The sequence below is a fragment of the Stutzerimonas stutzeri genome, from assembly GCF_000952685.1.
In the GTDB taxonomy this organism is placed as follows: Bacteria; Pseudomonadota; Gammaproteobacteria; order Pseudomonadales; family Pseudomonadaceae; genus Stutzerimonas; species Stutzerimonas stutzeri_E.
The window spans coordinates 291178-305286 of sequence record NZ_JYHV01000015.1; the positions used below are offsets into that span (position 1 = coordinate 291178).

A 14109-nucleotide genomic window follows, 5' to 3' on the forward strand; every position below is an offset into this window, starting at 1 on the left:
CGGCGTGGGATGGGTTTCAGGCCTACCAATTCACCGGCCATCGATGATGCAACATTGGCGAGAGAGAGGACCATGAGCGATATCCAACTGACGCAGATCCCAGCCTTTCGCCGCGGCTTTCGCTTCCAATGGGAACCTGCGCAGAACTGCCACGTGCTGCTCTACCCGGAAGGCATGATCAAACTCAACGAGAGCGCTTCTGCTGTCCTGGCCGAAGTGGACGGCGCCCGTAACCTGGGCACCATCGTGGCCGATCTGCAGGCTCGCTACCCAGACGCAGAAGGGATTGAGGAAGATATCGTCGCGTTTCTGGAGGTGGCCGTTGAACGGTTCTGGATCGAGCTTCGCTAAACCGGGCTTCGAGCCAGGCCCACCGTTGTGGTTGCTCGCCGAGCTCACTTACCGGTGCCCGCTGCAATGCCCGTACTGCTCGAACCCGCTGGATTTCGCCCGCAACCAGGATGAGCTGAGCACCGCCGAGTGGATCGAAGTGTTCCGCCAGGCGCGCGAGATGGGTGCGGCGCAGCTGGGTTTTTCCGGCGGTGAGCCACTGGTCCGTCAGGACCTGGCCGATCTGATCAAAGCGGCGCGTGACCTCGGCTATTACACCAACCTGATTACCTCGGGGATCGGCCTGACCGAAGAGAAGATCGCTTCATTCGCCGCCGCCGGGCTCGACCATATCCAGATCAGTTTCCAAGCCGCCGATGAGGAGGTTAATAACCTGCTCGCCGGCTCGAAAAAGGCCTTCGCGCAGAAGCTCGCCATGGCGCGTGCGGTGAAAGCCCATGGCTATCCGATGGTGCTGAACTTCGTCACCCATCGGCACAACATCGACAATATCGAGCGCATCATCCAGCTGTGTCTGGAGCTGGAAGCCGACTTTGTTGAATTGGCCACTTGCCAGTTCTACGGCTGGGCCGAACTCAACCGTGCCGGGCTGCTGCCGAGCAAGGAGCAGTTGGTGCGTGCCGAGCGCATCACCAATGAGTGGCGCGACAAACTCGCTGCCGAGAACCACCCCTGCAAGCTGATCTTCGTCACGCCTGACTATTACGAAGAGCGCCCCAAGGGCTGCATGAACGGCTGGGGCAACCTGTTCCTCGACATCACCCCCGACGGTACGGCGCTGCCCTGTCACAGCGCTCGGCAATTGCCGATCAGCTTTCCCAACGTGCGCGAGCAAAGCATCGAGCAGATCTGGAAGCACTCGTTCGGCTTCAACAAGTTCCGCGGCTTCGACTGGATGCCCGAGCCGTGCCAGTCCTGCGATGAAAAGGAAAAGGACTTTGGCGGCTGCCGCTGTCAGGCGTTCATGCTCACCGGCGATGCCGTCAATGCTGACCCGGTCTGCAGCAAGTCGCCACACCACAGCACTATCCTCGCCGCGCGGACCGAAGCCGAGCAGGCACCTCTCGGTCTGGATGAACTGACGTTCCGCAACGAGAAGGCATCGAAGTTGATCCTCAAGGTGTAAGGTCGTTCGATCCGAACGATGCCTGTTGAGCGAAATCGAGATGACCAAGACCGCAATCCCCTACGGCTTCTGGCCCAGCGACTGGAGCGCCGAGAAAGCCGCATCGGCGAGCCGTGATTTTGCCGAGATTCGCGCCGGCCATGGTGGTGTGTTCTGGATCGAATACCAGCCGGCGGATGCTCGCTGCACCTTATGGCACTGGCGCGCGGGCCGGGCCGTCTGTATCACGCCGGCTGGCCTATCGCTGCGCAGCCGGGTCTACGAATACGGCGGTGGGGCCTTCTGTCTGACGGATCGGGGGGTGGCTTTCGTGAATGAAGGGGATCAGCAGATCCATCTTCAGTCTATTGCCGATCAGGCTGCCGGACCCAGTATGTTGACTCAGCAGGCCGATTGCCGCTACGGCGACCTTCAGTTCGATTCCGGCCAGACAGCCATTGTGGCGGTTGAAGAAGCGCATATTGGTGAGCGGGTGGAGCACCGGCTGGTCAGCTTCTCGGTGCAATCCGGTGGGCGCAGTGTCCTCGCCGAGGGGGCGGATTTCTATTCGTCGCCAGCGCTCGATGCCGAAGCCCGGCGTATGGCCTGGATCCAATGGCAGCGCCCCGAACAACCCTGGACCGCTACCAGTCTGTGGATGGCCGAGCGCGATGCGGACGGTACCTGGCAAACGCCGATTCGCCTGGCCGGGGCTGAAGGCGGCGAGTCGCTGCAACAGCCACGCTTCGCCGCGGACGGGACGCTCTACTGCCTGAGCGACAGGGCCGGCTGGTGGCAGCCCTGGAGGGAGGAGGGTGGCCGATTGGTGCCGGAGTTCGCTGTTGCGAACGATGGGGCCGCGCCCGAAGCTGGAGAGACGCAGGCGCCCTTTGATCATGCGCCGGCGCCCTGGCAACTGGGCACGACCAGCTACCTGCCGCTGAGCGAGGGTGGTCTGCTGTTGACTCGCATGGTCGATGGTTACGGCCTGCTGCTGGAACGCAACGACGAGGGCCGCGAACGCCAGCTTGCGACGGCCTTCACCCGCTGTCGGCAACTGGCTGCCGATGAACAGCACTATTACTGCATCGCCGCTGCCGTCGATCGAGTGCCAACGGTGCTGGCGATAGAACGCCGGACCGGCCGGCCCGAGATCATCGCAGGTGGCGAGCAGCCGCTACCGGCCGAGCAGCTGTCGCGGCCCCAGCCGTTCACTTTCGCCACTGGAACCGACGAAACCGCGCATGCCTTTTTCTATCCCCCCTGCAATGCCGACTGTCGGAGTTTGGAGGGGGAGAAACCACCGCTAGTGGTCTTCCTGCACGGCGGGCCGACTTCGGCCTGCTACCCGGTATTCGATCCGCGGATCCAGTACTGGACCCAGCGCGGCTTTGCCGTGGCCGATGTCAACTACCGAGGCAGCGGCGGTTTCGGTCGAGCCTACCGGCAACGCCTGCACGAGCAATGGGGCGTGGTCGACGTGGAAGATGCCAGCGCGGTCGTCACCGCACTGGCGGTGAGCGGGCAGGTCGACCCGGCCCGCACCTTCGTCCGCGGTTCGAGCGCCGGCGGCTATACCGCGCTTTGTGCGCTCACCTCCGACGCTGGCTTCAGCGGCGGCGCCAGCCTTTATGGCGTCAGCGATCCACTTGCGCTGCGGCGGGCCACCCACAAGTTCGAGGCGGATTATCTGGACTGGCTGATCGGTGATCCCCAGGGCCATGCCGAGCGTTACCGTCAGCGCACCCCGTTGCACCACGCGGGGCGGATCAGGGTTCCGGTGATCTTCTTTCAGGGTGGGCTGGACGCCGTGGTGCTTCCGGCACAGACCGAATTGATGGTGTCAGCGCTTCGCCAGCGCAACATTCGGGTCGAGTACTGCTTCTACCCGCAAGAACGTCACGGTTTCCGACAGGCGGATAGCCTGGCGGATGCGTTGGCGCGCGAATGTCGCTTCTATCAGGGTGTGCTTGGCTGAGCGTACGACGCTGTACAGCGCATCGGGATGCAGTTGTGAGAACGGTTCGCTTCCCAGCCTAGCGACTTTTTGCGGATTGCTTTGATGGCAGAAAGCAGTACGCTTGCCGGACGTATAACAATAACCGAGGCCGTAGTATGAGCCCCAATATCAGCCTGCAACGCAAATTCGTTTCACCCGAAATCGTCTTTGGTGCCGGGTGTCGCCACAGCGTGGGCAATTACGCAAAGAACTTCGGTGCCCGCAAGGTATTGCTCGTGTCGGACCCTGGCGTCGTGGCTGCGGGCTGGGTAGCAGATATTCAGGCCAGCCTGACGAATCAGGACATCGAGTACTGCCTGTTTACCCAGGTGTCCGCCAATCCTCGCTCCGAGGAGGTGATGATCGGTGCCGAGGTCTATCGCGACGAGGGTTGCAACGTCATCGTCGCGGTGGGCGGCGGTAGTCCGATGGACTGTGCCAAGGGTATCGGCATTGCTGTCGCTCATGGACGCAGCATCCTCGAGTTCGAAGGCGTCGATACGCTGCGGGTGCCGAGTCCGCCGCTGATCCTGATCCCGACCACCGCGGGCACGTCGGCGGACGTTTCGCAGTTCGTGATCATCTCCAACCAGGAAGAGCGGATGAAGTTTTCCATCGTCAGCAAGGGCGCCGTACCCGATGTATCGCTGATTGATCCGGAAACCACTCTGAGCATGGACCCGTTTCTCTCCGCCTGTACCGGCATCGACGCGCTGGTCCATGCCATCGAAGCCTTCGTCTCCACCGGCCATGGTCCGCTGACCGATCCGCATGCACTCGAAGCCATGCGACTGATCAACGGCCATCTGGTGCAGATGATCGCCAATCCAGCGGACATCCAGCTGCGCGAGAAAATCATGCTCGGCAGCATGCAGGCGGGGCTGGCATTCTCCAATGCCATTCTGGGCGCGGTGCACGCCATGTCACACAGCCTCGGCGGCTTCCTCGATCTGCCCCACGGGTTGTGCAACGCGGTATTGGTCGAGCATGTGGTGGCGTTCAATTACAGCGCCGCGCCTGATCGGTTCAAAGTGGTTGCCGAGACCTTCGGTATCGATACCCGTGGCCTGCAGCATCGCGAAATTCGCGACCGTCTGGTCAACCATGTCATTCAGCTCAAGCAGGCCATCGGATTCAATGAAACCCTGGGGCTTCACGGCGTGAGTCTCTCGGATATTCCTTTCCTGTCCCAGCACGCCATGCAGGACCCCTGCATCCTCACCAACCCGCGCTCCTCGACCCAGCGCGACGTCGAAGTGGTGTATGCCGAAGCACTCTGACCGGTCCGACGCGCTGGCCGGACTGCTCGGCCTTGGTACGCACTCGGCGCGCAAGAGTCATTACCCAGAGCTGGTGGCACGCCTGGAGGAACTGGAAGCCGAGCGAAATCGCTACAAATGGCTGTTCGAGCATGCCGTGCACGGCATTTTCCAGGCGAGTCTGCAGGAAGGTATCCGAGCCGCCAATCCGGCGCTGGCTCGAATGCTCGGTTATGCCAGCCCCGCCGAGACGCTCTGGGCGCTGACCGATCTATCCCACCACCTGTTCATGGGCGGTGAAGAGGAGCTGAAGCAGATCCGTCAGGTTTTGAGTACCCAGCGTGGTCTCTTCGGCTATGAGACTCGGTTGCGGCGCAAGGACGGCAGCACCATCGACGTCATGATGAACTTGCTGCTCAAACCCGATGAGGAAGGGCTGGTCGAGGGCTTCGTCGCCGATATCACCGAGCGCAAATTGGCTCAGCTGCGTCTGCTGCAACTCAATGAGCAGCTCGAGCAGCGTGTTGCAGAACGTACCCTGGAGCTGCGCAAGGCACGCGATGCGGCAGAGGCGGCCAACCACAGCAAGGACAAGTACCTGGCTGCCGCCAGCCATGACCTGCTGCAGCCGTTGAACGCCGCACGCTTGCTGATTTCGACCCTGCGCGAGCGCGGCTTGCCGGATGCCGAGCAGAACCTCGTCGAGCGCGCGCATCAGGCGCTGGAAGGCGCCGAGGACCTGTTGGCCGACTTGTTGGACATCTCCAAGCTGGACCAACAGGCCATCAAGCCAGACATCGATATCTACCGCCTAGACGAAGTGCTGTTGCCGCTGGTCTCCGAATTCCAGTCCGTAGCCGAAGCGAAAGGGCTCGGCTTCGAGCACTTCGTCCCGGCCTACGCGCTGCGCAGCGATTTCAGGTTGCTGACGCGAATTCTGCGCAATTTTCTCAGCAACGCCTGCCGCTATACGGACGCCGGGCGGGTGTTGCTGGGCGCGCGCAAACGTGGCGAGTTTCTGCGCATCGAGGTTTGGGATACGGGCCGGGGTATCGAAGCGGATCAGTTGCAGGCGATCTTCCTTGAATTCAACCAACTTGGCGTGCAGCGTGCTGCCGAGCGCGCCGGGGTCGGGCTCGGCCTGGCCATTGTCGATCGCATCGCGACGATGCTCGATTACCGGGTGCAGGTGCGCTCGCGACCGAGACGGGGTTCGGTCTTCAGCATCGATGTACCCTTGGCCGACAATCCCACGGCGCCACCTGCTGAAGCGCCGATGATGGGGCCAGTGCTCGGCGACCCATTGCCGGGTCGGCGCCTGTTAGTCCTGGATAACGAGCTGAGCATTCTGCACAGCATGGCGGCATTGCTGGGGCAGTGGGGCTGCGAAGTCCTGACCGCCACTGACGAAGCGGCGGCGCTGACCGTGCTGAGCGGCTCGCCTCCGGAGGTGATACTTGCCGATTACCATCTCGATCATGGTGTGACGGGGTGGGACGTGGTGACGGCGCTACGTGCGCATTACGGTCACGCGATACCCGTGGTCATGGTCACCGCCGATCGCAGCGATGAATGCCGCCGCCAGCTCCAGGGGTTGGGCGTGCCCGTGCTTAACAAACCGGTCAAGGCCGGGAAAATGCGCTCGGTGTTGAGTCACCTGCTCAACGATAAGCCTGTGCGAGAGGAAACGGCCAAAACTAATCTGGATCAGTTTCCCAGCCCAAGCGGAACCGATACACTCGCGCCATGAAACGCCATCTACGGTTGTGGTTCGTTCTCTTGATCAGTCTGGTGCTTCCCGTCAACGGGATGGCCGCTTTCGAGCTGGGTTCCGAACCCTGCCAGATGGGCGGCTCGATGAGCGCCATGGCAGCGCCCGCAGACCATCTGGCGCATGCGGACAGCCCGGCCATGAACGCCGCCGACGACTCCGGGCATACGCACGACGATGACGGAGCGCCGTGTCCGAGCGGCCAGCAGTGCAAGTCCGGCAGCATGCTGTTGCTGGATATGGCCCGTCCAATGCCCGCGAGCGCACCACTGAAAATGGCCGTCTATTTCCCGGACGCCATTCCCACCCCTGTCGACGACAACCACTGGCGTCCACCCCGCGTCTGATTCCTCCGCTGACCTGAGCAGCCCTTCACTGTCGAGGTGATGGGCTCAGTACGTGTGCCTTGCGGCACACCAGCTTCATAGGAATCTTCAAGATGAAATCCCGATACTTGCACCCCCGTCTGCTTGGCGTGGTGGTGTGCTGCGGCGCGATGCTGTTGCCAACGCTGGCTGGCGCACTGACATTGGAACAGGCGCTGCAGCTCGCCGAGCAGCAGTCACCCTCGCTCGAGGCTGAAGCCTCGAAACTGATCGCAGCCAGGCAGAATGCTACGCCGGCGGGTGAGCTGCCCGATCCGAAGTTGCTGTTTGGCGTGCAGAACCTGCCTATCGAAGGGGGCGCGGCCTGGCGTCTCGGCGAGGAGGGCATGACCATGCGGATGGTCGGCTTGATGCAGGACGTCCCCAACCGCGACAAGCGCAATGCCCGTGTCGAACTCGCGCAAGCCAGTGTTGGCCGTGCCGAAGCGGAGCGTCAGGTCGAGAAGCTCAAAGTGCGCCAGGCCACTGCACAGGCCTGGATCGCCACTCATACGATCGAGCGCAAGCTCGAACTGTTCAAGGCGCTGTTCGATGAGAACCGCCTGCTGGCCGAGACCGTGCAGGCAAGGATTGCCGGACGCCGCGGGCAGATCGCCGACAGCGTGATACCCCGCCAGGAGGCGGCTTTGCTAGCCGAGCGTGAGGACGAACTGGTGCGCTTGCGCAGCCAGTCGCGCGCGGCGCTGGCACGTTGGATCGGCGATGCGGGCCAGAATCCGCTGAGCGGCGACCTGCCCAGCTTGGCCGTGAACGAGCAAGCGCTCATGGAGCGGTTGTACCGCCATCCGCAACTTGCCGCGTATGAGCCGATGTTGCGTGAGGCACAAGCGCGCATCGGCGAAGCCACGGCCGACAGGAAGCCGGACTGGAGCTGGGAAGTCGACTACCTCAAGCGTGGCCGGGAATATGGCGACATGGTCAATCTGGTGTTCAGTTTCGACCTGCCGATTTTCCAGCGCTCACGGCAAAGCCCGCGCATAGCGGCAACACACGCGCAACTCAACCAGCTCGAAGCCGAGCGCGAGGCCAGTCGGAGAGCCTTCGCCGAGCAGTTGGCCGGTGATCTGGCCGAACTCGAACGAGTTCGACGCGCCCTGGTGCGCACCAGCGAGGTGTTTCTGCCACTGGCCCGCGAGCGGGCGGAGTTGACCCTGGCCGGATATCGCGCCGGGACTGGCGAGCTGGATGCCGTGCTCGCCGCCCGTCGCGAACTGATCGAAACCCGCCTGAAACAGATCGATCTGCAGGGCCTGCAAGCCGTTGCGGCCGCCCGCCTGAATTTCGCCTATGGAGACGCCCAATGAGCCGGATATCAGCGAAAACCATCATAGCGATCGGCTTGGCTGCACTGGCCGGCTCTGCCGGCGGTTACTGGTTGGCACAGGAACAATCCCACTCGGTCATGCCGCAGGCGTCGGCGCAAACCGGGGCGGCTTCGTCCACGCGAAAAGTCCTCTATTGGTACGACCCGATGGTGCCGCAGCATAAATTCGACAAGCCGGGTAAATCGCCATTCATGGACATGCAACTGGTGCCTCGCTACGCCGATGAGAGCGGCGATGCAGCTAGCATCAGCATCGATCCGAGCGTGACGCAGAACCTCGGCGTGCGGCTGGCGACAGTCACCTGGGGCGAACTCGCCAGCCGGGTCGAGGCGGTTGGTGTACTGGGCTATAACGCGCGCGACGTGGCACTCGTGCAAGCGCGTGCGGCGGGATTCGTCGAGCGGGTATATCGCCTCGCGCCGGGTGACGTTCTGGAAAAAGGTGCGCCGCTGGTCGATCTGCTGATTCCCGAGTGGGCGGCCGCGCAGGAGGAGTTTCTTGCCCTGCGGCGTGTCGGCGAGCCGGCCCTGCTCGAAGGTGCTCGTCAACGCTTGCGTCTGGCGGGTATGCCCGCAGATGTCATCCGCCAGCTGGAGCGCAGCAGCAAGGTCCGTACCCAACTGACTATTCACACACCCATCGGTGGCGTGTTGCAGGACCTTGCCGTACGTGAAGGGATGAGTATATCGGCCGGTGCTCCGCTGGCGTCGATCAACGGATTGCAGAGCGTCTGGCTCGAAGTCGCCGTCCCGGAAGCACAGGGCTGGGCGATACGTGTCGGCCAGAACGCCAGCGCCCGGCTGTCGGCGTTGGACGGCGAAGCGATCGAGGGCAGCGTGACCGCTGTGTTACCTGAAGCCACCGCCGCCAGCCGCACGTTACGTGTCCGCATCGAACTGCCCAACCCTGACGGGATTCTTCGTCCCGGCCTGACGGCAAGCGTGACCCTGGCCGATGCCGGCACCGAACCGGTGCTGCTGATTCCCAGCGAGGCGGTGATCCGTACCGGCAAGCGGGCCCTGGTTATGGTGGCCGAGCCGGGCGGCCGCTACCGGCCCGTCGAGGTTCGTTTGGGGGCGGACAGTGGCAGCCGGACGGCGATTCTCCAGGGGCTCGAGGAAGGTCAACAGGTCGTGGCGTCCGGGCAATTTCTGATCGACTCCGAGGCCAGTCTGCGAGGGCTCACCGCCGCGACACTCGAAGTGCCTAAGCCCGCTCTCGACGCTTCCAGCGCGGCCCCCGCGTTGCACGCCTCGGAAGGGCGCATCGTCGAGCTCGACGAACAGTCGGTGAAGATCTCGCATGATCCATTCCATACCCTCGGCATGCCGGGTATGACCATGCGTTTCGCGGTGGCCAACCCTCATCTATTGCACGACGTGGCAGTAGAGGACCGGGTGGACTTCGCCGTGCGCGAAACCTCCAGCGGTCTGGTGATCGAGCGTCTGCAGAAGCAGGAGCAACAGCAATGATCGCCGCGCTGATTCGCTGGTCGGTAGTCAATCGTTTCCTCGTTCTGCTGGCAACGCTGCTAATGACAGCTGTGGGCATCTGGGCGCTTCGCACCACGCCCATCGATGCGCTACCGGATTTGTCCGATGTGCAAGTGATCATCCGCACGCCGTATCCGGGCCAGGCGCCGCAGATCGTCGAGAATCAGGTGACCTATCCGCTGACCACCACCATGCTCTCGGTACCGGGGGCGAAGACGGTGCGCGGGTATTCGTTCTTTGGCGATAGCTACGTCTACGTACTGTTCGAGGACGACACAGATCTGTACTGGGCGCGCTCACGGGTGCTGGAGTACCTCAGTCAGGTCCAGAGCCGGTTGCCGGCCAACGCCAAGCCTTCGCTCGGCCCGGATGCCACCGGCGTCGGCTGGATCTACCAGTACGCACTGGTCGATCGCAGCGGTACGCATGACCTGGCGCAACTGCGCAGCCTGCAGGACTGGTTTCTCAAGTATGAGCTGATCACGCTGCCCAACGTCGCTGAAGTCGCCACTATCGGCGGCATGGTCAAGCAGTATCAGGTGGTGCTCGATCCGCTGAAGATGGCCAGCGTTGCGGTGACCCAGGCGCAGGTGATCGAAGCCATCGGCAACGCTAATCAGGAAGCCGGCGGTGCCGTGCTGGAACTGGCTGAAACCGAATACATGGTGCGTGCCTCGGGCTACCTGAAGACGCTCGATGATTTTCGCAACATCCCGCTGCGGCTCAGCGAGGCCGGTGTGCCGGTGATGCTCGGTGACGTTGCGCACATCCAGCTCGGCCCAGAGATGCGCCGTGGTATCGCCGAGCTCGACGGCGAGGGCGAAACCGTCGGCGGTGTGGTCATCCTGCGCAGCGGCAAGAACGCGCGGGAAACCCTGGCCGCGGTGCACGCCAAGCTCGATACATTGAAGAAGAGTCTGCCGGCGGGCGTGGAGATCGTCACCAGTTACGACCGCAGCCAGCTGATCGACCGCGCGGTGGAGAACCTCGGGTTCAAATTGCTGGAGGAATTCGTGGTCGTCGCGCTGGTGTGCGGGATGTTCCTCTGGCATCTGCGCTCATCACTGGTGGCCATCGTCTCGTTGCCGATCGGCGTGCTGATCGCCTTCGCGGTGATGCGCTATCAGGGCATCAACGCCAACATCATGTCGCTCGGCGGCATCGCCATTGCCATCGGTGCCATGGTCGATGCCGCCGTAGTGATGATCGAGAACGCGCACAAGAGGGTTGAAGCCTGGCGCCACGCCAATCCGGGCCGAACCCTGGAAGGCGAGGAACACTGGCGCCTGATGATCGCCGCAGCGCAGGAAGTGGGCCCGGCACTGTTCTTCTGCCTGCTCATCATCACCCTGTCATTCATCCCGGTGTTCACGCTCGAGGCCCAGGAGGGTCGGCTGTTCGGGCCTCTGGCGTTCACCAAGACCTATGCGATGGCGGCGGCGGCCGGGCTTTCGGTGACTCTGGTGCCCGTGCTGATGGGCTATTGGATTCGCGGGCGCCTGCCTGACGAGTCGCGTAATCCGCTCAACCGGGGCCTGATTCGCATCTACCGCCCGGCGCTGGAGGCGGTACTGGAGCGTCCGAAGACAACCATTGCCGTCGCGCTGCTGGTGCTCGCCACCACGCTGTGGCCGATGACGCGCCTGGGCGGGGAGTTTTTGCCGCCGATGGATGAGGGCGATTTGCTGTACATGCCATCGGCACTGCCCGGCCTGTCGGCACAAAAGGCCGCTCAGCTGCTGCAGCAGACCGACCGGATGATCCGTACCGTGCCGGAAGTCTCCCGAGTGTTCGGCAAGGCCGGACGCGCCGAGTCCGCTACCGATCCGGCGCCACTGGAGATGTTCGAGACGACTATTCAGTTCAAGCCTCGAGACCAATGGCGTGACGGGATGACGCCACAAAAGCTGGTGGATGAGCTGGACCGCGCGGTCCAGGTGCCCGGCCTGACGAATATCTGGATTCCGCCGATCCGTAACCGCATCGACATGCTCGCCACGGGAATCAAGAGCCCCATCGGGGTCAAGATCGCCGGTGCCAATCTGGAGGAAATCGACCGTATCAGTCAGCAGGTCGAAGCGGTCGCCAAGGCTGTGCCAGGCGTCAGCTCGGCGTTGGCCGAACGGCTGGTCGGTGGGCGCTATATCGACATCGACATCGATCGTCAGGATGCCGCGCGCTACGGCTTGAATATCGCCGACGTGCAGTCGATCGTTTCCAGCGCCATCGGCGGCGCCGTCATCGGCGAGACAGTGGAGGGGTTGGCGCGTTATCCGATCAGCGTGCGCTATGCGCGGGAATGGCGCGACTCGCCGGACGCCCTGGAGCAGCTGCCCATTCTTACGCCAAAAGGCAGTCAGATCACGCTGGGCAGTGTGGCGCGGGTCCAGGTCAGCGACGGACCACCGATGCTGCGCAGCGAGAATGCGCGGCTCACCGGCTGGGTGTACATCGATGTGCGAGGTCGTGACATCGCCTCGGTGGTGGCCGACTTGCGCGAAGCGGTCGATGCCACGGTGAAGTTGCAGCCGGGCATGAGCCTCAGCTACTCGGGCCAGTTCGAGTTTCTCGAACGCGCCAACGCACGCCTCAAGCTGGTGGTTCCGGCGACCCTGTTGATCATCTTCGTGCTGCTCTATCTGACCTTCGGTCGCTTCGATGAAGCGCTGTTGATCATGCTGACGCTACCGTTCGCCCTCACCGGCGGGGTGTGGTTCCTCTATCTGATGGGCTTCAACCTGTCGGTGGCCACCGGCGTCGGTTTCATCGCACTGGCGGGAGTGGCTGCGGAGTTCGGCGTGATCATGCTGCTTTATTTGAAGAACGCCTGGATCGAGCAGCAGCGTGTCGGAAAGGACGACGCCGCCGGCTTATATGCGGCTATTCGTGAAGGTGCCGTGCAACGGGTACGGCCCAAGGCAATGACGGTGGCGGTGATCGTTGCCGGTCTGCTGCCGATCTTCTGGGGCGCGGGGACCGGCAGCGAGGTGATGAGCCGCATCGCCGCGCCAATGGTGGGTGGCATGCTCAGCGCGCCGCTGCTGTCGTTGTTCGTGATACCGGCAGCGTTCCGGCTGATGCGCCGCCCGGACGATGTCCGACAGCGGTGCGCGGGTCGACCTGAACGACACGAGCCGGATTTTGTGAGTCCAGCCGAGCGCTGATCAGCCGGCCGATGGGCCTGCCTGACCATGCCGAGGCAGGCCCGTCGAAATCAGGGCTGCCAGCAGCACGAAGCTGCTCGAGACCCACAGGCAAGCCTCCAGGCCGTAGCGCTGGTAGATCCAGCCGGACAGCAGCGTCCCCAGCAACCGGCCGAGGGCGTTGGACATGTAGTAGAAACCAACATCCAGCGACACGCCGTCGGCCTTGGCATAGGAAACGATGAGGTAGCTGTGCAGCGACGAGTTCACGGCGAACAGCGCACCAAATAGCAGGAGGCCGCCGAGCAGCACCGTCTCGGTCGACATGCCGCTGCCCATTCCCAGAGCAATGGCCGCCGGTAGACCGGCCAGCAGCAACGCCCAGATGAACGCCGCGCGGCCGTCCGGAACCTGGTCGCGCTGCTTGCCCGTGATGGCGGGGGCGAAGCTCTGAATGATGCCGTAGCCAATCACCCAGAGCGCGAGAAAGCCGCCAACCTGCCAGAAGTCCCAGCCAAACACAGACGATAGATAGACCGGCAGTGCAACCACGAACCAGACGTCACGCGCACCGAACAGAAACAGCCGTGCGGCTGACAGAACGTTGATGGCGCGACTCTTGGACAGCAGCTCGCGAAACTTCGGCTTTGCCTTGGCCTTGCCCAGGTCTTTTTTCAGCAGGAACAGGCTGGCGCTCCAGATCACCGCCAATGCGATGGCCATGCCCAGCAGTGATCCCCGAAAGCCGATGCCTGCGAGCAAGGCTCCTCCGAGGAAAAAGCCCACGCCCTTGAGCGCGTTCTTCGAGCCGGTGAGCACCGCCACCCACCTATACAGCGTGCCTTGTCGATCCTCAGGTACCAACAGCTTGATCGAGCTTTTGGCACTCATCTTGTTCAGATCCTTGGCGATGCCGGAGAGCGCCTGCGCACCCATCACCCAGGCAATCGTCAGCCACGCTGCGGGTACGGTGAGCATCAGCAGTGCCACTACCTGCAGCGCCAAGCCAACGTTCATGGTGCGGTTGAGTCCGAGTCGCGCGCCCAGGTATCCGCCGATCAGATTGGTGACGACCCCGAATATCTCGTAGAACAGGAACAGCGCGGCAATCTGCAGCGGCGTATAGCCGAGCGTATGGAAATGCAGCACGACCAGCATGCGCAGCGCACCGTCGGTCAGGGTGAAGGCCCAATAGTTGCCGGTGACCAGCAAGTACTGGCGAACATCCGGTGCAAGGCGGGTGAGGGCGTGCATAAGAAGTCCTGATGCGTTGCACT

The 14109-nt window shown here is 62.9% G+C and carries 10 protein-coding genes; 9 read left to right on the forward strand and 1 reads right to left on the reverse strand.

Going from position 1 to position 14109, the window contains the following annotated elements:
* The first annotated feature begins 72 nt into the window (after positions 1-72).
* The 9 genes from pqqD to UF78_RS10010 all read left to right on the forward strand — a co-directional run bounded on the left by pqqD (position 73) and on the right by UF78_RS10010 (position 12853).
* Positions 73-351, forward strand: coding sequence for a pyrroloquinoline quinone biosynthesis peptide chaperone PqqD (gene pqqD / locus UF78_RS09970; protein WP_045162017.1), 279 nt, complete (start codon positions 73-75; stop codon positions 349-351).
* On the forward strand, positions 323-1477 hold the full coding sequence (pqqE, locus tag UF78_RS09975; RefSeq protein ID WP_045162018.1) for a pyrroloquinoline quinone biosynthesis protein PqqE: 1155 nt from the start codon (positions 323-325) through the stop codon (positions 1475-1477). The genes pqqD and pqqE overlap by 29 nt, the downstream gene beginning before the upstream one ends.
* A gap of 40 nt (positions 1478-1517) precedes the next feature.
* Entirely contained in the window at positions 1518-3434 is a 1917-nt protein-coding gene (locus UF78_RS09980) for a prolyl oligopeptidase family serine peptidase (RefSeq protein ID WP_155397621.1), read from the forward strand.
* Between the two features lie 137 nt (positions 3435-3571).
* A complete protein-coding gene (gene ercA, locus UF78_RS09985; protein WP_045162020.1) occupies positions 3572-4735 on the forward strand; it encodes an alcohol dehydrogenase-like regulatory protein ErcA in 1164 nt (387 codons plus the stop codon).
* Positions 4719-6464, forward strand: coding sequence for a PAS domain-containing hybrid sensor histidine kinase/response regulator (locus tag UF78_RS09990; protein ID WP_045162021.1), 1746 nt, complete (start codon positions 4719-4721; stop codon positions 6462-6464). The genes ercA and UF78_RS09990 overlap by 17 nt, the downstream gene beginning before the upstream one ends.
* A complete protein-coding gene (locus UF78_RS09995; RefSeq protein ID WP_045162022.1) occupies positions 6461-6832 on the forward strand; it encodes a hypothetical protein in 372 nt (123 codons plus the stop codon). Before UF78_RS09990 ends, UF78_RS09995 begins: the two co-directional genes overlap by 4 nt.
* Before the next feature lie 92 nt (positions 6833-6924).
* Complete coding sequence (locus tag UF78_RS10000) at positions 6925-8175, forward strand: TolC family protein (RefSeq protein ID WP_045162023.1); 1251 nt, start codon at positions 6925-6927, stop codon at positions 8173-8175.
* Entirely contained in the window at positions 8172-9668 is a 1497-nt protein-coding gene (locus tag UF78_RS10005) for an efflux RND transporter periplasmic adaptor subunit (protein ID WP_045162024.1), read from the forward strand. The genes UF78_RS10000 and UF78_RS10005 overlap by 4 nt, the downstream gene beginning before the upstream one ends.
* On the forward strand, positions 9665-12853 hold the full coding sequence (locus tag UF78_RS10010) for an efflux RND transporter permease subunit (RefSeq protein WP_230623596.1): 3189 nt from the start codon (positions 9665-9667) through the stop codon (positions 12851-12853). Before UF78_RS10005 ends, UF78_RS10010 begins: the two co-directional genes overlap by 4 nt.
* On the opposite strand, the gene arsJ is transcribed toward UF78_RS10010, so the two are convergent.
* Positions 12854-14086 carry an organoarsenical effux MFS transporter ArsJ gene (gene arsJ, locus UF78_RS10015; protein WP_045162025.1) on the reverse strand — a complete coding sequence of 411 codons (1233 nt, stop codon included), beginning with the start codon at positions 14084-14086 and terminating at the stop codon, positions 12854-12856.
* Positions 14087-14109 lie beyond the last annotated feature (23 nt).